Annotated in this window: 22 protein-coding genes; 10 read left to right on the top strand and 12 right to left on the bottom strand. The window is 58.8% G+C overall.

From position 1 onward, the window contains the following. Window positions 1–56 precede the first annotated feature (56 nt). Window positions 57–1,961 carry an ABC transporter ATP-binding protein gene (locus AB1748_RS00320; RefSeq protein WP_111139701.1) on the top strand — a complete coding sequence of 635 codons (1,905 nt, stop codon included), beginning with the start codon at window positions 57–59 and terminating at the stop codon, window positions 1,959–1,961. Between the two features lie 42 nt (window positions 1,962–2,003). On the opposite strand, the gene tauD is transcribed toward AB1748_RS00320, so the two are convergent. The 4 genes from tauD to tauA are packed head-to-tail and all read right to left on the bottom strand — an operon-like array spanning window position 2,004 to window position 5,418. Then, on the bottom strand, window positions 2,004–2,843 hold the full coding sequence (gene tauD / locus AB1748_RS00325; protein ID WP_111139702.1) for a taurine dioxygenase: 840 nt from the start codon (window positions 2,841–2,843) through the stop codon (window positions 2,004–2,006). Next, window positions 2,840–3,667 (bottom strand): taurine ABC transporter permease TauC, encoded by an 828-nt coding sequence (gene tauC, locus AB1748_RS00330; protein WP_293773439.1) that lies wholly within the window; start codon window positions 3,665–3,667, stop codon window positions 2,840–2,842. Before tauC ends, tauD begins: the two co-directional genes overlap by 4 nt. Next, window positions 3,664–4,431 carry a taurine ABC transporter ATP-binding subunit gene (gene tauB, locus AB1748_RS00335; protein ID WP_111139704.1) on the bottom strand — a complete coding sequence of 256 codons (768 nt, stop codon included), beginning with the start codon at window positions 4,429–4,431 and terminating at the stop codon, window positions 3,664–3,666. The genes tauC and tauB overlap by 4 nt, the downstream gene beginning before the upstream one ends. 9 nt (window positions 4,432–4,440) lie before the next feature. Continuing rightward, complete coding sequence (gene tauA / locus AB1748_RS00340; RefSeq protein ID WP_367395876.1) at window positions 4,441–5,418, bottom strand: taurine ABC transporter substrate-binding protein; 978 nt, start codon at window positions 5,416–5,418, stop codon at window positions 4,441–4,443. 235 nt (window positions 5,419–5,653) lie between these two features. Here tauA and AB1748_RS00345 point away from each other — a divergent pair, with 235 nt between their 5' ends. Continuing rightward, complete coding sequence (locus tag AB1748_RS00345; RefSeq protein ID WP_111139706.1) at window positions 5,654–6,634, top strand: LacI family DNA-binding transcriptional regulator; 981 nt, start codon at window positions 5,654–5,656, stop codon at window positions 6,632–6,634. Between the two features lies 1 nt (window position 6,635). Here the strand turns inward: AB1748_RS00345 and AB1748_RS00350 are convergent, their stop codons facing one another. Next, on the bottom strand, window positions 6,636–7,238 hold the full coding sequence (locus AB1748_RS00350) for a LysE family translocator (protein ID WP_111139707.1): 603 nt from the start codon (window positions 7,236–7,238) through the stop codon (window positions 6,636–6,638). Between the two features lie 58 nt (window positions 7,239–7,296). Between AB1748_RS00350 and AB1748_RS00355 the strand changes: the two genes are divergently transcribed. From AB1748_RS00355 to AB1748_RS00365, 3 genes are all read left to right on the top strand, one after another. Continuing rightward, window positions 7,297–8,313, top strand: coding sequence for a hydrolase (locus tag AB1748_RS00355; RefSeq protein WP_111139708.1), 1,017 nt, complete (start codon window positions 7,297–7,299; stop codon window positions 8,311–8,313). 4 nt (window positions 8,314–8,317) lie between these two features. Next, window positions 8,318–8,536: a YheU family protein gene (locus AB1748_RS00360; RefSeq protein WP_111139709.1), complete on the top strand. Its 219-nt coding sequence runs from the start codon at window positions 8,318–8,320 to the stop codon at window positions 8,534–8,536. Between the two features lie 61 nt (window positions 8,537–8,597). Then, on the top strand, window positions 8,598–9,467 hold the full coding sequence (locus AB1748_RS00365) for a phosphoribulokinase (protein ID WP_111139710.1): 870 nt from the start codon (window positions 8,598–8,600) through the stop codon (window positions 9,465–9,467). 243 nt (window positions 9,468–9,710) lie between these two features. Here the strand turns inward: AB1748_RS00365 and AB1748_RS00370 are convergent, their stop codons facing one another. Then, a complete protein-coding gene (locus AB1748_RS00370) occupies window positions 9,711–10,115 on the bottom strand; it encodes an OsmC family protein (RefSeq protein ID WP_003852949.1) in 405 nt (134 codons plus the stop codon). 304 nt (window positions 10,116–10,419) lie between these two features. Here AB1748_RS00370 and crp point away from each other — a divergent pair, with 304 nt between their 5' ends. Then, window positions 10,420–11,052, top strand: a complete 633-nt coding sequence (crp, locus tag AB1748_RS00375; RefSeq protein ID WP_003852956.1) for a cAMP-activated global transcriptional regulator CRP — start codon at window positions 10,420–10,422, stop codon at window positions 11,050–11,052. Window positions 11,053–11,109: 57 nt separating this feature from the next. Beyond that, a complete protein-coding gene (locus AB1748_RS00380) occupies window positions 11,110–13,185 on the top strand; it encodes a YccS/YhfK family putative transporter (protein WP_111139711.1) in 2,076 nt (691 codons plus the stop codon). A gap of 1 nt (window position 13,186) precedes the next feature. On the opposite strand, the gene AB1748_RS00385 is transcribed toward AB1748_RS00380, so the two are convergent. The 5 genes from AB1748_RS00385 to ppiA all read right to left on the bottom strand — a co-directional run bounded on the left by AB1748_RS00385 (window position 13,187) and on the right by ppiA (window position 16,532). Further along, entirely contained in the window at window positions 13,187–14,407 is a 1,221-nt protein-coding gene (locus AB1748_RS00385; protein ID WP_293773422.1) for an aspartate aminotransferase family protein, read from the bottom strand. Between the two features lie 81 nt (window positions 14,408–14,488). Then, window positions 14,489–15,064, bottom strand: a complete 576-nt coding sequence (locus AB1748_RS00390) for an aminodeoxychorismate/anthranilate synthase component II (RefSeq protein WP_111139713.1) — start codon at window positions 15,062–15,064, stop codon at window positions 14,489–14,491. A gap of 41 nt (window positions 15,065–15,105) precedes the next feature. Next, the gene (locus tag AB1748_RS00395) at window positions 15,106–15,699 is read right to left on the bottom strand and encodes a putative adenosine monophosphate-protein transferase Fic (protein ID WP_111139714.1); all 594 of its coding nucleotides are present in this window, start codon (window positions 15,697–15,699) and stop codon (window positions 15,106–15,108) included. Next, window positions 15,689–15,859 (bottom strand): YhfG family protein, encoded by a 171-nt coding sequence (locus AB1748_RS00400; RefSeq protein WP_111139715.1) that lies wholly within the window; start codon window positions 15,857–15,859, stop codon window positions 15,689–15,691. The genes AB1748_RS00395 and AB1748_RS00400 overlap by 11 nt, the downstream gene beginning before the upstream one ends. A 100-nt stretch (window positions 15,860–15,959) precedes the next feature. Further along, on the bottom strand, window positions 15,960–16,532 hold the full coding sequence (gene ppiA / locus AB1748_RS00405) for a peptidylprolyl isomerase A (protein WP_111139716.1): 573 nt from the start codon (window positions 16,530–16,532) through the stop codon (window positions 15,960–15,962). A gap of 262 nt (window positions 16,533–16,794) precedes the next feature. Between ppiA and tsgA the strand changes: the two genes are divergently transcribed. After that, window positions 16,795–17,973: an MFS transporter TsgA gene (tsgA, locus tag AB1748_RS00410; protein WP_111139717.1), complete on the top strand. Its 1,179-nt coding sequence runs from the start codon at window positions 16,795–16,797 to the stop codon at window positions 17,971–17,973. A 35-nt stretch (window positions 17,974–18,008) separates the two neighbouring features. Here tsgA and AB1748_RS00415 read toward each other — a convergent pair whose 3' ends face one another. Then, window positions 18,009–19,286: a cytosine deaminase gene (locus tag AB1748_RS00415; protein WP_111139718.1), complete on the bottom strand. Its 1,278-nt coding sequence runs from the start codon at window positions 19,284–19,286 to the stop codon at window positions 18,009–18,011. 221 nt (window positions 19,287–19,507) lie between these two features. Here AB1748_RS00415 and nirB point away from each other — a divergent pair, with 221 nt between their 5' ends. Both nirB and nirD read left to right on the top strand, forming a co-directional pair. Next, window positions 19,508–22,048 (top strand): nitrite reductase large subunit NirB, encoded by a 2,541-nt coding sequence (gene nirB / locus AB1748_RS00420; protein ID WP_367395877.1) that lies wholly within the window; start codon window positions 19,508–19,510, stop codon window positions 22,046–22,048. Continuing rightward, window positions 22,045–22,371, top strand: a complete 327-nt coding sequence (nirD, locus tag AB1748_RS00425; RefSeq protein ID WP_293773411.1) for a nitrite reductase small subunit NirD — start codon at window positions 22,045–22,047, stop codon at window positions 22,369–22,371. The genes nirB and nirD overlap by 4 nt, the downstream gene beginning before the upstream one ends.

The following is a 22,371-nucleotide window of genomic DNA, read 5'->3' on the forward strand; positions in this document are numbered from 1 at the left end:
GCAAAATCTCATTATGTTGCCAGTAAATTAACATATTCTGACGATACGGCGCTTACATGATTGTCTTCTCTGCCTTACAAATTCGCCGCGGCATCCGCGTCCTGCTCGACAACGCTACCGCCACCATCAATCCGGGTCAGAAGGTCGGGCTGGTGGGAAAAAACGGCTGTGGTAAATCCACGCTGCTGTCGCTGTTAAAAGGTGAAATCACCAGCGATGCCGGCACCGTTACGCTTCCGGCACACTGGGCGCTGGCCTGGGTGAATCAGGAAACCCCGGCGCTCGACAAAGCCGCGCTGGAGTATGTCATCGACGGTGACCGCGTCTATCGCCAGCTGGAGGCGGAACTGGCGGACGCCAATCTGCGTGACGATGGCAACGCCATCGCGCTGCTGCATGGCAAGCTGGATGCGGTGCAGGCGTGGAGTATCCATGCGCGCGCCGCAAGCCTGCTGCACGGTCTGGGCTTCAGCCAGGAGCAGCTGCAACGCCCGGTCAGCGACTTCTCCGGTGGCTGGCGCATGCGACTGAACCTGGCGCAGGCGCTGATTTGCCGCTCCGATCTGCTGCTGCTGGATGAACCGACCAACCACCTGGATCTCGATGCCGTGATCTGGCTGGAGCGCTGGCTGAAGAGTTATGAAGGCACGCTGATCCTGATCTCGCACGATCGCGACTTTCTCGATCCGGTCGTCGACAAAATCATTCATATCGAACAGGCGTCGATGTTCGAATATACCGGCAACTACAGCTCCTTTGAGCGGCAGCGCGTCGCCAAACTGGCGCAGCAGCAGTCGCTGTATGAGAGCCAGCAGCAGAAAGTGGCGCACCTGCACAGCTACATCGATCGCTTCCGCGCCCAGGCGACCAAGGCGAAGCAGGCGCAGAGCCGCATCAAGATGCTGGAGCGTATGGAGATGATCGCGCCCGCCCATGTCGATAACCCGTTCAGCTTCACCTTCCGCAAGCCGGAAAACCTGCCCAATCCGCTGCTGAAGATGGAGAAGGTCACCGCGGGTTATGGCGATCGCATCATTCTGGACGCCATCAAACTTAACCTGGTGCCGGGTTCACGCATCGGCCTGCTGGGGCGCAACGGTGCCGGTAAATCGACGCTGATCAAGCTGCTGGCGGGCGAGCTGGAGGCGATGGAGGGCAGGATCGGGCTGTCAAAAGGGATCAAGCTCGGCTACTTCGCCCAGCATCAGCTGGAATATCTGCGGGCCGATGAATCGCCGCTTCAGCATCTGGCGCGCATTGCGCCCAACGTGCTGGAGCAGCAGCTGCGCGACTATCTGGGCGGTTTCGATTTCCGTGGCGACAAGGTGACTGAAAACACGGAGCGTTTCTCCGGCGGCGAAAAAGCGCGGCTGGTGCTGGCGCTGATTGTCTGGCAGCGCCCTAACCTGCTGCTGCTCGATGAACCGACCAACCACCTCGATCTCGATATGCGTCAGGCGCTGACCGAGGCGCTGATCGACTTTGAAGGTGCGCTGGTGGTGGTCTCGCACGACCGTCATCTGCTGCGCGCCACCACCGACGACCTCTATCTGGTACACGATGGCAAAGTCGATGTGTTTGCCGGCGATCTCGAAGATTATCAGCAGTGGCTGAGCGACCTGCAAAAGCAGCAGGCGCAGCAGGAGGCCGCGCCGAAAGCGGATAATGGCAACAGCGCCCAGGCACGCAAAGATCAGAAACGCCGCGATGCCGAACTGCGCACCCAGACGCAGCCGCTGCGTAAAGAGATCGAGAAGCTGGAAAAGCAGATGAGCAAGTGGCAGAGCCAGCTCGCCGAGGCGGAAGCGCAGCTCTCCGACAGTGCGATTTATGAGCCGGGGCGTAAAGCCGATCTGACCACGGCGCTGCAGCGTCAGGCGGAGAGTAAATCGGCGCTGGAAGAGGTGGAGATGGCGTGGCTCGACGCGCAGGAACAGCTCGAACAGATGATGAGTGCCTGACACGCAGGCGTTCTCCCTGCCCGCAGGGAGAACGCGGCGCGTTTAGCGCGGTCTGTCACCCAGCACCGTCGCCCGCTGCATGACCCGCCGGGCAGGATAGTAGTCAGCATTGGCATAATGCTGTGTCACCCGGTTATCCCAGATAGCCAGATCGTCCGGCTGCCAGCGCCAGCGCACCTGAAACTCCGGTTTGGTGGCGTGGGCAAACAGAAAGCTCAGCACCGCATCGCTCTCCTTCTCGCTAAGATCCACAATCCGCGTGGTAAAGCCCTCATTCACAAACAGCGCTTTCCTGCCGCTGACCGGGTGGGTACGGATCACCGGATGCTGCACCGGCGGGTGCTTCGCCACCGCCTGCTGCCAGCGCCGATGCTCCTCTTCCGTTTTGCGGTATTTAAACTCCTGGAAGGACTTTTTGAAATCATGTTCGGCGTGGAGATTGGCTAGCAGCTGCTTAAAGGGTTCAGAGAGTGCCTCGTAAGCCGCAATCCCGCTGGTCCAGAGCGTGTCGCCACCTGCTTCCGGCAGCACCTTTGAGGCCAGCAGAGCGATGGCCGGAGGCGTGTCGATAAAGGTGACATCGGTGTGCCAGTTGTCGTTGTCCGGCGGATTATCCTGGTGGGTATCCAGCACGATAATCTCCTCGACGCCCTCCGCATGAGGGTAGACCGGATGGATGTGCAGATCGCCAAAGCGGATCGCCAGCGCCCGATGCTGTTCCGGCGTTATTTTCTGGTCGCGCAGAAACAGCACCTGATGACGCAGCAGGCCGTGATAGAGCTGCTCAAACTGCGCATCGCTCAGCGGGCGGGAGAGATCCAAGTTTGACACCTGCGCGCCAATCCAGGGACCAAGCGGGGTAAAACTGAGACGTTCATTCATGACTGTTCTCCACTCCAGGGCGTCAGGCGACGCTGCAACGCGCGCAGCCCGAGTTCTAAACTAAAAGCGATCAGGGCGATCACTGCGATCCCCGCCAGCACCACATCCGTGGCGAGAAACTCTCCTGCTGACTGCACCATAAATCCCAGGCCCCGCGTGGCGGCAATCAGCTCCGCCGCTACCAGGGTGGACCAGCCTACTCCCAGGCCAATACGCAGGCCGGTCAGGATCTCCGGCAGCGCACCGGGCAGAATCACCCAGCGCAGCAGCTGCCAGCGATTCGCCCCCAGTGAACGGGCCGCCCGCAGTCGTACCTGCTGCGTGTTACGCACCCCCGCCAGGGTCGAGAGCGTAACCGGCGCGAAGATGGCCAGATAGATCAGCAGGATCTTCGAGGTTTCCCCGATGCCGAACCAGATCACCATCAGCGGCAGATAGGCGAGCGGTGGAATCGGCCGATAGAGTTCGATCAGCGGATCGAGCAGCCCGCGGGCAACCGGGCTGAGCCCCATCAGGATCCCCACCGGAATACCCATCGCCGCCGCAGCCGTCAGCGCAATCAGCATCCGCGTCAGGCTGGCGGCCAGATGCTGCCACAGCGTGGCATCCATAAAGCCCTGCGCGCTGGCGATCACCAGCAGCTTGCTGAACACCTGCTGCGGCGACGGCAGAAAGAGCGGCGCGATCAGGCCCAGCGCGGTTACGCCCCACCAGATCAGTAGCAGCAGTGAAAGACTCAGCAGGCTTAGCGTAAAGGGGATCGAAAAGGGCCAGCGCAGGCGGCGACGAGCCGGCAGCGACTTGTCGTGCGTGAAGGCGCTCATGCAAACGCCTCCCGCTGGTCGAATACCCGGCTCAGCACATATTCACGCTGAGCGATAAAGTCCGGATCGGATTTGATGCTGCGGCACGACTCGCCCGCGGCAAAGCGCTGACCGAAGCCGGGGCGCAGCCGCTCAACGATGCGGCCCGGCCCCGGCGACAGCAGGATCAGTTCACTGGCGAGAAAGATCGCCTCTTCTATATCGTGGGTAATCAGCAGGATCTGTTTGCCGCTGTCGCGCCACAGCGTCAGCAGCAGGGTCTGCATCTGCTCACGGGTAAAGGCATCCAGCGCGCCGAAGGGTTCATCCAATAGCAGCAGTTGCGGATCGGTGGCCAGCGCACGCGCGATACCGACCCGCTGCCGCTGACCGCCGGAGAGCTGCCAGATGGCGCGCTTTTCTGCACCCTCCAGGCCGACCTGCCTGATAAGCCTCCGTGCGATAGTCTCGCGTGCCTCGCGTGCCATCCCCGCCAGCTGCAGGCCAAAGGCCACGTTCTCCAGCACGTTACGCCACGGCAGCAGACCTTCGTGCTGAAACACCACGCCGCGCTCCGCGCCAGGGCCGGTCACCGGCTGGTTATCCAGCGTGATGCTGCCCGACTCCACCGGCAGAAATCCGGCAACCAGATTGAGCAGGGTCGTTTTGCCGCAGCCGGAGGGGCCGAGCACCACCAGCAGTTCATGGCTCTCCAGCTGCAGGTTGATATCCTGCAATACCGGCTGTCCGGCATAACGAGCATTGAGGTGAGCGATGCGCAGCATGGTGCCTCCTTAAGGTTTCACGAGTGGTGCGACAAAGCGCGAGGTCACGTAGCTGCTGTAGTCGTTGTCCGCCTGCGGCACTCTGCCCTGCGCTTTCAGAAAGTGCGCGGTATCGACGATCGCTTGATTAACTGGTTTGCCCAGCTGCTCAACCTGCTGCTGCGCCGTGAGATAGGTGTTGCCTTTAACCAGGCCCGGCACCTGCGCTTCCGGCACACCGCTCAGACGGGAGAGCTTACTGAGGTTCTCCGGCTGCTTCAGCCAGCTGTCGGGGCTGTTAAGATAGGCCTGCTGAGCCTCGATCGCGCTGCGGGCGAAAGCGGTAACGATCTCAGGATGTTGCTCCGCAAAATCTTTGCGCACCACCCAGACATCCAGCGTTGGCGATCCCCAGCGGCCAACGTCTGCCGAGTCGGTTAACACCCGGCCCTCTTTTTCCAGCTCGTTCACCGCCGGTGCCCAGACGTAGGCGCCATCGATATCGCCCCGCTGCCAGGCCGCGATAATGGCGGGCGGCTGCAGGTTCACCAGCTGGACCTGCGACGGTTTAATGCCCCAGTGTTTCAGGGCCGCCAGCAGGCTGTAATGGGTGGTGGAGATAAAGGGTACGGCGATACGCTTGCCGATGAGATCCTGGGGGTTCGTGATGCTCTTCTTCACCACCAGCGCTTCAGAGTTCCCCAGCTGAGAGGCGAGTAAAAAGGCTTCGATCGGCAGCTTCTGCGCCGCTGCGACCGCCAGCGGGCTGGAGCCGATATTGCCGATCTGCACGTCGCCGGAGGCCAGCGCGCGGAGCACGCCCGCGCCGCTGTCGAATTTGCGCCAGTCAACGCTGGCCCCGCTCGCTTTAGCAAAAGTGTTGTCGGCCTGCGCCACCTTTGCCGGTTCCGCTGAGGTCTGCCAGGCGACGGTGACGTTGACCGCCTCTGCCCTGAAAGCCAGCAGCGCCAGCGCCGCCGCTAAAAATGTTAAACGTGTTGCTGCCATGATCGCGTCCCCCTGTTTTTATCGTGGGGGCAGTGTCTCCGGGCGCTATAATTTCATAAAGGAATTAAAAATTATCCCCTATAGAAATAAGTTCTTAGATCACTATCTGCAAACGTAAGTCGGAAATCGCAATTGCTGAAAAAGGCTAAAGTAAGCAAAAATGTCAGGCGCTCACATTGTCCCTGTGTTATTGATATGCATTCCCAATTACTGCCTGTTAAGGTCTCTGTATCTGATGTCGATCGAGAAAGTCGCTCAGCTGGCTGGCGTCTCTAAAGCCACGGTATCGCGGGTTCTCAACGCGAATCCCGGCGTAAAGCCTCATACGCGTGAAAAAGTTCTGGCGGCCATCTCTGCCTGCGACTATCAGCCTAACCTGCTGGCGCGTCAGCTGCGCACGGCGCAGAGCCACATGCTGCTGGTGCTGATCTCGGATATCACCAACCCCTTCTGTTCGCGCGTGGTTCAGGGCATTGAGGCCGAAGCCGAACTGCATGGCTACCATATCCTGCTCTGCAACTCCGCCTCGCAGCTTCAGCGCGAAGCCGCCTATCTGAGTCTGCTGACCGGCAAAGTGGTGGATGGCGTGATCACGATGGATGCGGCGTCCGGCTTACAGGATCTGCAGGCGCTGATTGCGGGTGCGCCCTGGGTGCAGTGCTGTGAATTCGATCCTGCCATCCCCGCCTCTTCCGTCAGTATCGACCACCTTGAGGCGGCGCGTGACACCGTCCACTACCTCGCGGGCAAAGGGCGACAGCGCATCGGGCTGGTGAATGGCGACATGCGCTACCTCTATTCGCATCATCGGGAAAAGGGTTACCGGCAGGCGATAGAGGAGCTGGGCCATGCGTGGTCTGCCGTCGCCTATACCTATGAAATTACGCCCGAAGCGGGGAGTCAGGCGCTGCGCGAACTGATGGCGCTGCCGCAGCCGCCCGATGCGGTGTTTGCCGTGTCCGATGTGCTGGCAGTAGGCGTGGTTCACGCGGCGCTGGAGGCGGGCCTGCGCGTGCCGGAGGATCTGGCGGTCGTCGGATTCGATGGCGTGCCCTTTACCCGCAGCCTTAACCCGCCGCTGACCACCATCGAGCAGCCGATGAACGAACTGGGCGCACGCAGCGTGCAGTTGCTGCTGCAGAAGATCCGTCAGCCTAACGCGCCAGTGATCCATGAGGTATTGCCCTGGACGCGCGTTGAACGCGCATCCAGCTGACTCAGTGCCAGATTAACAGGACGCAGGCGGCAGTCAGCAGCCCCATCGCCAGATTAAAGATTTTCCAGGCGCGACGGCTGCGCAGGATGCGGCCAATCATCGCGCCAAATCCCATCCAGATGACGCCCGAGACCAGGTTAACCAGAAACATGCCGACGCTAATCGCCATTACAGAGTGACGATAGGCGTCACCAGCCAGGCTGAAGCTGGCGACCGCGCCCAGCGCCATCAGCCAGGCCTTGGGATTGATCAGCTGCAGCAGCCCGCCCTGCCAGAACGGCATAGGCGCATCCGGTGCCTGGTCAGTCTCCAGCTTCTCGTAGCTGGCGGTGGCGATTTTCCACGCCAGCCAGAGCAGATAGAGGCTGCCGGCAATTTTCAGCACCAGATGCAGCGAAGGATAGAGCAGGATCAGCCCCCCCACGCCAAAGGCCACCATCAGCAGCATCACCTGCATCCCGATCATGATGCCAATCATCAATGGAAAGGTGCGCACGAAGCCAAAATTAGCACCCGAGGCGGTGAGTAACATATTATTGGGGCCGGGCGTAATCGCCGCGACCCAGAGAAAGCCCAACATTGAGAAGAAAAGACTCAGTTCCATGACAATCGGGTACTCCCTGCCCCGGTAAGAAAAAACCTCTCGAAGCTAACAGTGTGATATGGAACAGACAAGCTTTTACCACATGAAATTTACCGGACCGGAAAACGAGCAGTTCACGCCGCCTGCCGGGCTGCGTAACGCGCATCTGCAGACGATGCTGCCGCGTCTGTTACGCCGGCGCAGCACGCTGGTTCCCCACTGGCAGCGTCTCGATCTGCCGGATGGCGATTTTGTCGATCTCGCCTGGAGTGAAGATCCGCACTCTGCGCAGCATAAGCCACGCGTGGTGCTGTTTCACGGGCTGGAGGGAAGTTTTCACAGCCCCTATATTCACGGCCTGATGACGATCTGCCGCGCGCGCGGCTGGCTGGCGGTGGTGATGCATTTTCGCGGCTGCAGCGGCGAACCTAACCGGCTGAACCGCATCTATCACTCTGGTGAAACCGACGACGCCCGCTTTTTCCTGCGCTGGCTGCACACCCGCTGGGGCCGCGTGCCTACCGCCGCCGTGGGGTTTTCGCTGGGCGGCAACATGCTGGGCTGTCTGCTGGGTCAGGAGGGCGCCGCCGCAGAGGTCGACGCTGGCGTGATTGTTTCAGCGCCGCTGCTGCTGGAGCCCTGCAGCGTAAAACTGGAACGCGGTTTTTCGCGCTTCTATCAATACTATCTGCTGGCACAGCTCAAGAAGAATGCCCGCCGTAAGCTGCACGCCTGGCCGGATACGCTGCCGGTGAATCTGGCAGAGCTCAAGGGGCTGCGGCGACTGCGCGACTTCGATGATGCGATTACGGCGCGCGCCCACGGTTTTATGGATGCGGCAGATTACTATCATCGGGCCAGCGCCATGCCCTGGCTGAAGCAGATAGAAAAACCGCTGCTGATCCTGCACGCCCGGGACGATCCCTTTATGAGTGATGAGGTGATCCCGCAGAGCAGTCAATTATCTGCCACTATTACGTATCAACTGACATCACACGGCGGCCACGTAGGGTTTGTCGGCGGCACATTACGCCAGCCTGAAATGTGGCTGGAACAGCGCATCCCTCAGTGGATCGCCCCTTTTCTGGATAACTGATCTCGTGATTATTCCCTGGCAACAGGTCTCGCCTGAGACCCTTGAAAACCTGATTGAAACCTTTGTGCTGCGCGAAGGCACAGACTACGGCGAGCAGGAGCGCAGCCTGCTGGACAAAGTGGCGGACGTGCGACGTCAGCTGGAAAGCGGTGAAGTGGTGCTGGTATGGTCAGAACTGCATGAGTCGGTCAATATTATGCCGCGCAACGCCTTTCGTGGCTGATGCACCCGCCGCCATTTCATGCTAACAATGCCTGTTACCCGATCTCACAGGGAGCTTCTCTATGTCTGCACGTCATCCTATTATCGCGGTGACCGGTTCCAGTGGTGCAGGAACCACCACCACCAGCCTGGCGTTTCGCAAAATCTTTCAGCAGCTTGATCTTCATGCGGCGGAGCTGGAGGGCGACAGCTTTCACCGCTTTACCCGTCCTGAGATGGATATGGCGATTCGTAAAGCGCGCGATTTAGGACGCCACGTCAGCTACTTCGGCCCCGAAGCCAATGACTTTGGCCTGCTGGAGCAGAGCTTTAAAGAGTATGGCTATAGCGGACAGGGGCAGTCGCGCAAATATCTGCACACTTACGATGAGGCGGTGCCGTGGAATCAGGTGCCAGGCACCTTTACGCCGTGGCAGCCGCTGCCGCAGAACACCGATATTCTCTTCTATGAAGGGCTGCATGGCGGTGTGGTAACGGCGCAGCACAATGTGGCGGAGCAGGTTGATCTGCTGGTTGGCGTGGTCCCGATTGTAAACCTGGAGTGGATCCAGAAGCTGGTGCGCGACACCGGCGAGCGCGGCCACTCCCGTGAAGCGGTGATGGACTCGGTGGTCCGGTCGATGGAGGATTACATCAACTTCATCACGCCCCAGTTCTCCCGCACCCATATCAACTTTCAGCGTGTCCCGACCGTAGATACCTCCAACCCGTTCGCTGCCCGTGCCATCCCATCGCTGGATGAGAGTTTTGTGGTGATTCATTTCCAGGCGCTGGAGGATATCGACTTCCCCTATCTGCTGGCGATGCTGCAGGGCTCCTTTATCTCGCACATCAATACCCTGGTGGTGCCGGGCGGCAAAATGGGTCTGGCGATGGAGTTAATTATGGGCCCGCTGGTGAAGCGGCTGATGCAAGGCAAACGGATAGAGTAAGGGACGGCATGCGCAGGCTTCAGGAAGGTCGCTACAGGCAAAACCCGGACACAAAGGATCTGACAGCAGCCCATAAGCTCAACACGCAGGGAACCGGATCAGAAGAGGAAAGCGTCCCCCGCCAGGGACAGCGCGGGACGAGCGGTCAGGGACTGGCTCAGGCGACCTTCTGATCTGACCCGGTTCTCTGTGCAGGCACGGTCTTACAACAGCGTGCCGGCAACGTTAAAAATCCTGCGGCTATTACAGTTCAATCACTTCGTAGCTGTGGGTAATCGTTACGCCTTTACCCAGCATGATGGCGACCGAGCAATATTTTTCCGCCGAAAGATCGACGGCGCGTGAGACCGCTTTATCCTGGAGTGCTTTGCCACTGACGATAAAATGCAGGTTGATGTGCGTAAAGATTCGCGGCGCCTCTTCACGACGTTCTGAGGTCAGTTTTACTTCACAATCAGCCACATCGTTGCGGCCTTTTTGCAGAATTGATACCACGTCGATTGCGCTGCATCCGCCCGCCGCCATCAGCACCATCTCCATTGGGCTGGGCGCTTTATCCCCTGAATTGCCATCCATCAGGATCTGATGGCCCGATGAGGATTCTCCGAGGAATGTCAGCCCTTCTACCCATTTCACTCTTGCCTGCATGATTTTTGCTCCGGAATATGCTGTTTTGTCGTCAGAGTACGCTTTCCCCTGGTAAACAGCAATCCGGAGAAATCCGCCCGTAGCTGAAGCGAGACAACAGAAGACAGTCGGCTTAAGCTGTGCTACAAACAGTGCTGAAAATATTTTTCGTCACCCGATGACGAAGCCGGGAAGAATGATGCGCACTGCGCCTGATGCGGCCCGAATAATTTCCTGAAATGGAAAACGCTTGAAGCTTTCACCGCCTGACAGGGAAAACTGCCCCCTGTGTTTTGGGCACGATTACAACAGAGGATAATAGCGAATGGTTCTCGGCAAACCGCAAACAGACCCTACACTCGAATGGTTCCTGTCCCATTGCCATATTCACAAGTATCCATCCAAAAGTACGCTGATTCATCAAGGTGAAAAAGCCGAAACGCTTTACTACATCGTGAAAGGTTCCGTTGCGGTTCTGATTAAAGATGAAGAAGGCAAGGAGATGATTCTTTCCTACCTGAATCAGGGTGATTTTATTGGTGAGCTTGGCCTGTTTGAAGAAGGCCAGGAGCGCAGCGCCTGGGTACGTGCGAAAAGCGCATGTGAAGTGGCAGAGATTTCTTATAAGAAGTTCCGTCAGCTGATCCAGGTTAACCCTGATATCCTGATGCGACTCTCGTCGCAGATGGCGCGTCGCCTGCAGGTCACGTCTGAAAAAGTGGGTAATCTCGCTTTCCTTGACGTGACCGGGCGCATTGCACAGACCCTGCTTAACCTGGCGAAACAGCCAGATGCCATGACGCATCCCGACGGCATGCAAATTAAAATCACTCGTCAGGAAATTGGCCAGATTGTTGGTTGTTCACGCGAAACCGTGGGCCGTATTCTGAAGATGCTGGAAGATCAGAACCTGATCTCCGCACACGGCAAAACCATCGTCGTTTACGGCACCCGCTGATTCCTGTCACCCACGGCGTGATGGCAACATCACGCCGTTATTGTTTGTGCTGAGCCGATGTGGCGTCGAATAATCTACCACCCTGAAGTGAACTACGCCCTGCGGCAAACGCTGGTGCTCTGCCTGCCGGTGGCGCTGGGCTGGCTGGCGGGCGACCTGCAAAAAGGCCTGCTCTTCTCGCTGGTGCCCGCCTGCTGCAATATCGCTGGTCTGGATACCCCGCATAAACGCTTCTTCAAACGCCTGATCGTGGGCGGCAGCCTGTTTGCCCTCGGCAGCTTCCTGATCCAGTGGCTCACCCTGCAGGCGGTGCCGCTGCCGCTGATCCTGTTCGCCATGTCGCTGTTGCTCGGAGTAACCGGAGAGATCAGTCCACTGCATGGCCGTCTGCTGCCCGGCACCCTTATCGCCGCCATCTTTACCCTGAGCCTGGTGGGTCGCATGCCGATCTATGTTCCGCCCCTGCTCTATATCGGCGGCACGCTCTGGTATGGGCTGTTTAACTGGTTCTGGTTCTGGCTGTGGAAAGAGCAGCCGATGCGCGAGAGCCTGAGTCTGATCTACCGCGAACTGGCTAACTACTGCGACGCCAAATATACCCTGCTGACACAGCTGACCGATCCGGAGAAGGCCCTGCCGCCGCTGCTGGCTCGCCAGCAGAAAGTGGTCGACCTGATCAACACCTGTTATCAGCAGATGCATATGCTGTCGGCCAGCCGCGACCACAGTCATAAGCGGCTGACGCGCGCCTTTCAGGTGGCGCTGGATCTGCAGGAGCATATCTCAGTCAGCCTGCATCGGCCGGAAGAGGTGCAGAAGCTGGTGGAGCAGAGCCACGCCGAAGCGGTGATCCGCTGGAATGCCAAAACTATCTCGGCCCGGCTGCGGGTGCTGGCGGATAATATTCTTTATCACCAGTTACCCGAACGCTTTGCGATGGACAAGCAGCTCGGCGCGCTGGAGAAAATCACCTGGCAGCATCCCGACAACCCGGTCGGGCACTTCTGCCTCTATCACTTCAACCGGATTGCCCGGGTCCTGCGCACGCAGAAACCGCTCTATCAGCGCGACCTGATGGCCGACCGCCAGCGCCGCCTGCCGCTGCTGCCTGCCCTGCGCAACTATCTCTCCCTGCGCTCCTCGGCGCTGCGCACCGCCGGTCGTTTTGCGGTCATGCTGATGCTGGGCAGCGCACTGGCGCTGTTCTTCAACATTCCCAAGCCCTACTGGATCCTGATGACCATCATGTTCGTCAGCCAGAACGGCTACAGCGCCACCCGTGTCCGCATCCAGCACCGGGCGCTGGGCACGTTTGCCGGGCTGGTGATCGCGGCCGCTACGCTGCGCCTGGCGGTGCCGGAGTCACTGGTGCTGCTGATCATGCTGGCGATTACCTTTATCAGCTATCGCTTTACCCGTCAGTTTTATGGCTGGTCGATGATTGGCTTCACGGTGACTGCCGTTTATTCGCTGCAGCTGCTGTCGCTGAACGGCGCACAGTTTCTGCTGCCGCGCCTGATGGATACGCTGATGGGCTGTCTGATCGCTTTTGGCGGAATGCTCTGGCTCTGGCCGCAGTGGCAGAGCGGCTTACTGCGGCAGAACGCGCATGATGCGCTGGAAACCTATCAGGATGCGCTGCGTCTGCTGCTGGGCGATGAGCAATCACCCGACAAACTCGCCTACCAGCGCGTGCAGGTGAATCAGGCGCACAATGCACTGTTCAACTCCCTGAATCAGGCGATGCAGGAGCCGGCATTCAACGCCCAGTATCTGAAAGATATGCGGCTCTGGGTAACGCACAGCCAGTTTATCGTCGAGCACATTAATGCGATGACGATTCTGGCGCGCGAACACACCATGCTCACGGCCTCGCTGGCCCAGCGCTATCTGCAATCCTGTGAAATCGCGCTGCAGCGGTGTCAGCAGCGGCTGGAATATGATGGGGCAAGCTCACAGGTTAATCTGCTGGATGAGCTGGAGAATATCAGTGAGGGGCCGGTGACGGTCGTGGAGCAGCATGTGCGGCGCATTCTCGATCATCTGAGCGTAATGCACACTATCTCTTCACTGGCGTGGAGCCAGCGACCGCAACATGGCCGCTGGCTGATCCGTCATTTACGGAAAAGCTGATTCAGCCGTTGAGCACCCTGCCGACCGCCGTGGCGAAGCGATGCATGCCCTCTTCGATGTCAGCCGGTTCAATGATCAGCGACGGCGCGAAACGCATTACGTCAGTCCCGGCGACCAGCACCATCACCCCTTCTGCCGCAGCGGCATTCAGGATGTCGCGCGATTTACCGGCATGCTGAGGCTTCAGCGCCGCACCAATCAGCAGGCCTTTGCCGCGGATATCGCTGAACAGATCATACTTCGCGTCAATCGCCTGCAGCGCCGTCACAAAGTGCTGACGACGCGCTTCCACGCCCGCCAGCACCGCCGGGGTGTTGATGATATCCAGCGCGGTTTCGGCGATGGCGCAGGCCAGGGGATTCCCGCCATAGGTGGTACCATGCACGCCCGGTGCCATCGTCGAGGCGATCTCATTGGTGGTCAGCATGGCGCTGACCGGGAAGCCGCCGCCCAGCGCTTTGGCAGAGGTCAGGATATCGGGCTGAATGCCATAGTGCTCATAGGCAAACAGCTTGCCGCTGCGCCCCATGCCGCTCTGCACCTCATCCAGCACCAGCAGCGCCTGATGCTGATCGCAAAGCTCACGCAATCCCTGCATAAAGGCCGGAGTGGCCGGCATCACGCCGCCTTCGCCCTGAACAGGCTCAACCACGATGGCGCAGGTATGGTCGTCGATCACCGCTTTTACCGCATCCAGATCGTTGAACGGCACATGAACGATATCCGCCGGTTTAGGCCCGAATCCGTCTGAATATTTTGGCTGCCCGCCGACCGTGACGGTAAAGAGCGTCCGGCCATGAAATGCGTTGTGGAAGGCGATGATCTTGCTTTTGAACGGGCTGTGACGCTTGCAGGCGTAATAACGCGCCAGCTTAAACGCCGCTTCGTTGGCTTCGGCGCCGGAGTTCGCGAAGAAAACGCGCTCGGCAAAGGTCGCGTGTATGAGTTTACTGGCAAGACGCAGCGCCGGTTCGTTGGTGAAGACGTTGCTGGTGTGCCACAGCGTCTCACCCTGGCTTTTCAGCGTCTCCACCAGCGCAGGATGGCAGTGTCCAAGTGCGGTGACGGCGATGCCACCCGAGAAATCGATATACTCTTTGCCCTGCTGATCCCATACACGGCTGCCCTTGCCTTTTACCGGCACGAACTGCGCAGGTGCATAAACAGGCAAAATAACGTTATCGAACGTCTCCCGCGTGACCGCAATTTTTTCGGCTGCCATTGATGACCCCATTTGAATGATGTTTGTGCAATCATGAAATAATAATCACAAAATATGCATAAAAAATCACTCAAAGGCAACTTATTGCGTCAGGAAATTGCGCAGCAGCTGGTGCCCCTGCTCGCTGAGAATGCTCTCGGGATGGAACTGCACGCCCTCCAGCGCAAGGGTTTTGTGGCGGAATCCCATGATTTCGTCGGGTTCGCCGTCACGCACTGTCCAGGCCGTTATCTCGAACGCCTCCGGCAGGGAGTCGCGTTTGACGATCAGCGAATGGTAGCGGGTCACCGTAAGGGGATTGTTGAGATGGCGGAACACACCCTGACCGGTGTGCTGAATGGCGGACGTTTTACCGTGCATCACCTGACGCGCCCGTACTACCTGTGCCCCATACGCCTGGGCGATAGCCTGATGCCCCAGGCAGACGCCCAGCACCGGCAGCTTCCCGGCAAAGTGCCGGATCGCCGCCAGCGAAATGCCTGACTCCGACGGCGTGCAGGGACCTGGTGAGATCACCAGATGAGTCAGCGGTAAGGCCGCCATCTGCGCCAGGGTGATAGCATCATTGCGCACCACCTGCACCTCTGCACCCAGTTCGCAGAAATATTGATAAAGATTCCAGGTAAAGGAGTCGTAGTTGTCGATAAGCAGCAGCATGAACCATCCAGAGTGATAACCCGCGCGGCTATTCTACGCGGTTACGCCGCCTCACTCACCACTTTCGCAAACACCTGCTCCAGCGGCTCCAGGTCTCCGGCTACGCCAGCCTGATTCGCCGCTTTCCAGCTTTCCGCATCCGTCTCATCCCACGACAGCAGATAACCGGCATGCAGCGCCAGCTGTTCGAAGAAGATGCGCTGTGCGCGGCCATTTCCATGACGGAACGGATGCAGCATATTGATTTCACAATAGTAGTGCGCGATGCGGCGGATAAACTCCTCGCGCGGCAGCTCCGCCAGCCCCTTCTCCTCCTCCAGCGCGGCCATCAGTGCGTTGCCCTCTTTTTCGATATATTCGAAATGGCAGAACGGCGTCTCATCACGCCAGATATCGATGGTGCGCAGCTCACCGGCCCAGCTGTAGATATCCTGGAACAGCGTGCGGTGGATCAGACGCAGGTAGGGCAATCCCGGATTGCGCGGGCCCAGCTCCAGTGTCGCGGCCCGCGCCGCGCTGAAGCTCAGCTCCGCCTTGCGCAGCTGGGCGGCATCGTGAATATCGGCCAGGTTTTTCAGGACGTTGTCATGCTGCCACAGGTAAGGATCCTGACTGACGGCGCTGTTAGAGTCCATATTGCCTCCTCAGGGACGCCAGGCGTGCCGCCGCATCATCGCTGTTAACGCTGGTTTCAGTCGGTGCAAAGCCCTCCAGACGGCAACTGGCCTGATAGCTGGCGCTACGCCGCTGTTGCCACAGGGTGACTTTCTGTTTTTCGGTGAGTCTGTTCGCCATACCGCCTCCTGCTCAGGTTTTTTGCCCTAAGTATAAGAGCAAATTCTGGCTTTGCCGGAGACGGCAGGCCGTCGCCATCCGCAGATGGCGATCCGGAGGCTTAAGGCAGGACTTTGGCGGAGAGAATGACGACCGGTTTTGACGGGACATTCTGGTAAGGACCGACATCTTTGGTCGGCACCTGCGAAATTTTTTCTACCACATCCTGACCTTTCACGATCTTACCAAACACGGCATAGCCAAAGTCGCGCTGTCCGTGGTCCAGGAACGCGTTGTCCGCCACGTTCAGGAAGAACTGGCTGGTCGCGCTGTCTTTGTCTGCGGTACGCGCCATCGAGATAGTGCCACGCAGGTTACGCAGGCCATTATCCGCTTCATTTTTGATCGGCGCGTTAGTCTGCTTCTGCTGCATGTCGGTGGTGAATCCCCCGCCCTGCACCATAAAGCCCGGGATCACGCGATGAAAAATAGTGTTGTTATAGAAACCGCTGTTCACGTAATCAACGAAGTTTTTCACGGAGACCGGCGCTTTCTGATTATTCAGTTCGAGTTCGATATTGCCGGCAGAAGTGGTGAGCAGAACGTGCGTGTCGCCTTTGGCGGCCAGCGCCTGGGCGGAAACGGAAGAGAGCGCGAACAGGGTGAAGGCCGCTGCTAAAGTACGTTTAAACATGAATGATTCCTTACCTGGGAGAGCGGGCACAAAAACGTGATTGATTGTAAAGAGACTCTATTCCAGGAGCCAGTGTTTTACCTATATTTACGCTGTGGCGGTAAAAGCCGGGAGCAAACGATAAACCAGGGCTACAGCGTGATTAAAATCACACAACACATGAAATATGGATCTCATGTTTCACTGCTTGTTTATTAAGATCACAGTTCCGTTTACACTTTCTGACACTTTTTGCCACCCCGGTTCTCAACAGGTTCAGAACATGACAAACCGTAATCGTATTGGCCTCACCTGGATAAGCTTCTTCTCCTACGCGCTGACCGGCGCGCTGGTGATCGTTACCGGTATGGTGATGGGCGATATCGCCAAAGATTTTCAGATCCCCATCTCCAGCATGAGTAACACCTTCACCTTCCTGAACAGCGGCATCCTGGCGGCCGTTTTCCTGAACGCCTGGCTGATGGTCATCGTGCCACTGAAGCGTCAGCTGATTTTTGGCTTCGTCCTGATGGTGCTGGCGATCATCGGATTAATGACCAGTCGCGATCTGACGGTCTTTTCGCTCTGTATGTTCGTGCTGGGCGTGGTCAGCGGCATCACCATGTCGATCGGGACCTTCCTGATCACCCACCTGTATGAAGGCCGTCAGCGCGGTTCCCGCCTGCTGTTTACCGACTCCTTCTTCAGCATGGCAGGCACGCTGTTTCCGGTGCTGGCAGGCATTCTGCTGGCGCGTCAGCTGCCCTGGTACTGGGTCTATGTCTGCATCGGCTTTATCTACGTCGCCATCTTCATCATGACGCTGTTTGTGGAGTTCCCGGTGCTGCGTAAACCCGAGAACAGCCCGACGGTTGAGAAGGAAAAATGGGGCGTGGGCGTCCTGCTGCTGGCGGTGGCGGCACTCTGCTACATTCTGGGCCAGCTCGGTTTCATCTCCTGGGTGCCGGAATATGCCACCAAAGTGATGGGCATGAATATTGATGACGCCGGACAGCTGGTCGGCAGCTTCTGGACCGCGTACATGGTCGGCATGTGGGCCTTCAGCTTCCTGCTGCGTTTCTTCGACCTGCAACGCATTCTGATGGTGCTGGCGGGTCTGGCTACCCTGCTGATGTACTGGTTCGTCAGCAGCAGCGATGCCGGGATGCTGAAATGGATCATCATGATTCTGGGCTTCAGCTCCAGCGCCATCTACACCACCATTATCACCCTGGGTTCGCTGCAGACCCGAGTGGCCTCACCGAAGCTGGTAAACTTCATTCTGACCTGCGGCACGGTCGGCACCATGCTGACCTTCGTGGTGACCGCGCCTATCGTGGAGAAGAGTGGTGTGCATACTGCACTGGCAACGGCGAACGCGCTCTACGCCGTGGTGTTTGTGATGTGTGCCCTGCTTGGCTTTGTCAGCCGTCACCGCTCTCACGGTCACGTCATGCACTAATTGTTCGGGGCGGCGTTCTGGCGCCGCCCTGCCCGTTAACGCCGGAAGTCCACCCGCTCCCGCGCCCGCCAGTAAATCTCGCTCTCTGCCGGCTTCGTCTCTGCCACTACCGTACCCTGACGCAGCGAATAGCGCACCGGCACCTGCCTTCTTACCGCATCAAAACCACTCTCCGCAGGCAGAATCACCAGGCTGGCGTCATGGCCGACCTCAATGCCGTAACCCGGCAGCTGCAGCGTCCTGGCGCTGTGATGCGTAATCAGATCCAGGCCCGCATTGATCTGCTCATAGCCCATCAGCTGACAGACATGCAATCCCATATGCAGCACCTGCAGCATGCTGGCGGTGCCCAGCGGATACCAGGGATCAAACACATCGTCGTGACCGAAGCAGACGTTAATCTCCGCCTCCAGCATCTCTTTTACCCGCGTGATGCCGCGCCGTTTAGGGTAGGTGTCAAAACGCCCCTGCAGATGGATATTGACCAGCGGGTTAGCGACAAAGTTGATGCCGGAGAGTTTCAGCAGCCGGAACAGCCGCGAGGTGTAAGCCCCGTTGTAAGAGTGCATCGCGGTGGTATGACTGGCCGTCACCCGCGCTCCGTTGCCATCGCGATGCGCCAGCGCCGCCACGGTTTCAACGAAGCGCGACTGCTCATCGTCGATCTCGTCGCAGTGAACATCGATCAGGCGATCGTAGCGGTTCGCCAGCGCAAAGGTCTTATGCAGCGATTCGACGCCATATTCGCGGGTAAATTCGAAGTGCGGGATCGCGCCGACCACATCCGCGCCCAGCCGCAGTGCCTCTTCCAGCAGCGCTTCGCCATTGGGATAGGAGAGAATCCCCTCCTGCGGAAAAGCGACGATCTGAATGGTGATCCAGGGGGCCATCTCTGTCTTCAGCTCCAGCATCGCTTTCAGGGCCGTCAGCGACGGGTCGGAGACATCGACGTGGGTGCGGACAAACTGGATGCCGTTGGCGATCTGCCACTTCAGCGTCTGCAGCGCCCGCTGTTTCACATCTTCGTGGCTGAGCAGGGCTTTGCGCTCGGCCCAGCGTTCGATCCCCTCAAACAGGGTGCCGGACTGATTCCAGGCAGGCTCACCCGCCGTCTGGGTCGTATCCAGATGAATATGCGGCTCAACAAAGGGGGCGCAGGCCAGGCCGCCCTCTCCATCCAGCACCTGCTCTGTCGCCGGGAGCGGCTGCGGCTGGGCCGAAAGCCGGGTGATTTTGCCGTCGGCGATGTCGATTTGCCACAACCCTTCCCGTCCGGGCAAGCGCACGTTATTGATTCTGCCGGGTGACTGCATGGCTGATTCCTTATCCGATTAACCTGTGTCGTTAAAACTAGCACGATTCATACCAGGAACAGCAATGCAGGTTATTCAGCAGGTTAGCCGCATCCGATAAAATCAATGAAAATCATATATATACCTCTTAATAGGTATATGGCGTTGTGGTTGATGCATATCAATAAGCGTCAGAAACGGCGCGCTATTGTAGCCGCAGATATCGCAAATTTGAGGCAAAAATGAGCAAGCACAATGTCGTCGTTATCGGTAACGGCATGGTCGGCCACCGCTTCATCGAAGAGTTACTGGAGAAAGCGGAACCCGACCAGTTTTCGCTGACCGTCTTTTGTGAAGAACCCCGCGTCGCCTACGATCGTGTCCATCTGTCCGCTTACTTCTCCCATCATACTGCTGAAGAACTGTCGCTGGTCCGGGAAGGCTATTACGACAAACATCAGGTCACCCTGCTGCTGGGCGAGCGTGCCATCACCATTAACCGTGATGGGAAGCTCATCCACTCCAGCACCGGACGCGCGGTGCACTACGACACGCTGATTTTTGCGACCGGCTCCTATCCGTGGATCCCACCCATTACCGGGGCAGAAGGCAGCGACTGCTTTGTCTATCGCACCATCGAAGATCTCAACGCCATTGAAGCCTGCTCACGTCGCTGCAAACGCGGTGCAGTGATTGGCGGTGGGCTGCTGGGGCTGGAAGCGGCGGGCGCGCTGAAAAATCTGGGCATCGAAACCCACGTTATCGAGTTCGCGCCGGTACTGATGGCGGAGCAGCTGGATCAGCAGGGCGGAGAACTGCTGCGTCACAAGATTGAACAGATGGGCGTGCGGGTACATACCAGTAAAAATACCCGGCAGATTGTGCATCACAAGCACGGCGGCAAAACGCTGGAATTTGCCGATGGCAGTGCGCTGGAGGTCGATTTTATCGTCTTTTCCACCGGCATTCGTCCGCAGGACAAACTGGCAAAACAGTGTGGGCTGACCCTGGGGCCGCGCGGCGGCATCGCCATTGATGACCAGTGCCGCACCAGCGATCCCTCTATCTATGCGATTGGTGAGTGCGCCGCCTGGCAGAATCGCGTCTATGGCCTGGTGGCCCCGGGCTACAAAATGGCGCAGGTCGCCAGCGACCACCTGCTGGGCCGCGATAATGCCTTTACCGGCGCGGACATGAGCGCCAGGCTGAAACTGCTGGGTGTGGATGTGGGCGGCATTGGCGATGCCCGCGGCACCACGCCCGGCGCACGCAGCGTGGTCTGGCTGGATGAAGGCAAATCAATCTACAAACGTCTGGTGATCAGCAACGACCAGAAAACCCTGCTGGGTGCCGTGCTGGTGGGCGACACCCGCGACTATGGCAACCTGCTGCAACTGGTGCTGAATGCGATTCCTCTGCCGGCCAATCCGGAGGCGCTGATCCTGCCTGAAGGCAGCGGGGACAAACCGGCGAATGGCGTCGATTCCCTGCCGGATAGCGCGCAGATCTGCTCCTGCTTCGACGTCAGCAAAGGCGATATCGTGAAGGCGGTTCAGGGCGGCTGTCATACCGTGGCGGCCCTGAAAAGCGCGACCCGCGCGGGCACCGGCTGCGGCGGCTGTATTCCGCTGATTACCCAGGTGCTGAACAGCGAACTCAGCCGTCAGGGGATTGAGGTCACTAACCATCTCTGCGCCCATTTCGCCTGGTCACGTCAGGAGCTTTATCACCTGATTCAGGTGGAGGGGATCAAAACCTTTGATGAGCTGCTGGCGCGCTACGGTCAGGGCTACGGCTGTGAAATCTGCAAGCCAGCGGTGGGTTCACTGCTCGCCTCCTGCTGGAATGAGTATGTGCTGGCGCCTCAGCATACGCCGTTACAGGACAGCAACGACCTCTATCTGGGCAATATCCAGAAAGATGGCACCTATTCGGTGATCCCGCGTTCACCCGGCGGTGAGATTACGCCGCAGGGCCTCAAGGCGATCGGTGAGGTCGCCGAACGTTATCGCCTCTATACCAAGATCACCGGCTCCCAGCGTATTGGTCTGTTTGGCGCGCAGAAAGATGACCTGCCTGCGATCTGGTCCCAGCTGATCGACGCCGGATTTGAAACCGGCCAGGCCTACGCCAAGGCGCTGCGTATGGCGAAAACCTGCGTCGGCAGCGCCTGGTGCCGCTATGGCGTGGGCGACAGCCTCGGCCTTGGCGTGATGCTGGAGAACCGCTACAAAGGGATCCGGACGCCGCACAAGATGAAGTTTGGCGTTTCCGGCTGCACCCGCGAATGCGCGGAAGCACAGGGCAAAGATGTCGGCGTAATCGCCACGGAAAAAGGCTGGAACCTCTACGTCTGCGGCAACGGCGGCATGAAGCCCCGCCACGGCGATCTGCTGGCGGCCGATCTGGATCAGCAGTCGCTCATCACCTTTCTTGACCGCTTCATGATGTTCTACATCCGCACCGCCGACCGTCTGCAGCGTACCTCGCTGTGGCTGGAGAGTCTGGAAGGCGGCATCGATTATCTGCGCGACGTGATCGTGAATGACAGGCTCGGCCTCAACAGCCAGATGGAAGAGCAGCTGGCCGCGCTGCGCGCTACGGCGCATTGTGAATGGAAAACCACGCTGGAGGATAAAGCGCATCTGACGCGCTTCGCCCACTTTATCAACTCATCACAGCGCGATCCTGATGTGCAGTGGGTTGCCGAGCGCGATCAGCATCGCCCGGCACGCGTTGATGAACGTATCGCTGTGACCCTGATTGAGGAGACTGAACGATGAGCCAGTGGAATCCGGTTTGCCCGCTGACGCAGATCCTGCCCGCCACCGGCGTCTGTGCGCTGATAGCAGGCCAGCAGGTTGCGATCTTCCGTCCCCGCGACGATGAACAGCTCTATGCCCTCAGCAATATTGACCCCTTTGCTCATGCCAGCGTACTGTCACGCGGCATTATTGCCGAACACGAGGGCACGCTCTGGGTCGCCAGCCCGCTGAAGAAGCAGCGGTTTCGCCTCAGCGATGGCTACTGCATGGAGGATGAGACCCGCTCCGTCGCGGTCTGGCCGGTGCGGGTCAACGCCGGACAGGTTGAAGTCTGCCTGTAA

The sequence above is a fragment of the Pantoea sp. Ep11b genome (assembly GCF_040783975.1).
In the GTDB taxonomy this organism is placed as follows: Bacteria; Pseudomonadota; Gammaproteobacteria; order Enterobacterales; family Enterobacteriaceae; genus Pantoea.

Bases quoted from the DNA above. Each gene is read 5' to 3' on its own strand.
- AB1748_RS00345 (WP_111139706.1), top strand. From the start codon at position 5,654: ATGTCGATCGAGAAAGTCGCTCAGCTGGCTGGCGTCTCTAAAGCCACG.
- AB1748_RS00390 (WP_111139713.1), bottom strand. From the start codon at position 15,064: ATGCTGCTGCTTATCGACAACTACGACTCCTTTACCTGGAATCTTTAT.
- AB1748_RS00415 (WP_111139718.1), bottom strand. From the start codon at position 19,286: ATGCAGTCACCCGGCAGAATCAATAACGTGCGCTTGCCCGGACGGGAA.
- tauB (WP_111139704.1), bottom strand. From the start codon at position 4,431: ATGCTGCGCATCGCTCACCTCAATGCTCGTTATGCCGGACAGCCGGTA.
- AB1748_RS00385 (WP_293773422.1), bottom strand. From the start codon at position 14,407: ATGGCAGCCGAAAAAATTGCGGTCACGCGGGAGACGTTCGATAACGTT.
- tsgA (WP_111139717.1), top strand. From the start codon at position 16,795: ATGACAAACCGTAATCGTATTGGCCTCACCTGGATAAGCTTCTTCTCC.
- nirB (WP_367395877.1), top strand. From the start codon at position 19,508: ATGAGCAAGCACAATGTCGTCGTTATCGGTAACGGCATGGTCGGCCAC.
- tauC (WP_293773439.1), bottom strand. From the start codon at position 3,667: ATGAGCGCCTTCACGCACGACAAGTCGCTGCCGGCTCGTCGCCGCCTG.
- AB1748_RS00355 (WP_111139708.1), top strand. From the start codon at position 7,297: ATGGAACAGACAAGCTTTTACCACATGAAATTTACCGGACCGGAAAAC.
- nirD (WP_293773411.1), top strand. From the start codon at position 22,045: ATGAGCCAGTGGAATCCGGTTTGCCCGCTGACGCAGATCCTGCCCGCC.
- AB1748_RS00350 (WP_111139707.1), bottom strand. From the start codon at position 7,238: ATGGAACTGAGTCTTTTCTTCTCAATGTTGGGCTTTCTCTGGGTCGCG.
- tauA (WP_367395876.1), bottom strand. From the start codon at position 5,418: ATGGCAGCAACACGTTTAACATTTTTAGCGGCGGCGCTGGCGCTGCTG.
- AB1748_RS00395 (WP_111139714.1), bottom strand. From the start codon at position 15,699: ATGGACTCTAACAGCGCCGTCAGTCAGGATCCTTACCTGTGGCAGCAT.
- AB1748_RS00400 (WP_111139715.1), bottom strand. From the start codon at position 15,859: ATGGCGAACAGACTCACCGAAAAACAGAAAGTCACCCTGTGGCAACAG.
- AB1748_RS00370 (WP_003852949.1), bottom strand. From the start codon at position 10,115: ATGCAGGCAAGAGTGAAATGGGTAGAAGGGCTGACATTCCTCGGAGAA.
- AB1748_RS00365 (WP_111139710.1), top strand. From the start codon at position 8,598: ATGTCTGCACGTCATCCTATTATCGCGGTGACCGGTTCCAGTGGTGCA.
- AB1748_RS00380 (WP_111139711.1), top strand. From the start codon at position 11,110: ATGTGGCGTCGAATAATCTACCACCCTGAAGTGAACTACGCCCTGCGG.
- AB1748_RS00320 (WP_111139701.1), top strand. From the start codon at position 57: ATGATTGTCTTCTCTGCCTTACAAATTCGCCGCGGCATCCGCGTCCTG.
- tauD (WP_111139702.1), bottom strand. From the start codon at position 2,843: ATGAATGAACGTCTCAGTTTTACCCCGCTTGGTCCCTGGATTGGCGCG.
- ppiA (WP_111139716.1), bottom strand. From the start codon at position 16,532: ATGTTTAAACGTACTTTAGCAGCGGCCTTCACCCTGTTCGCGCTCTCT.
- crp (WP_003852956.1), top strand. From the start codon at position 10,420: ATGGTTCTCGGCAAACCGCAAACAGACCCTACACTCGAATGGTTCCTG.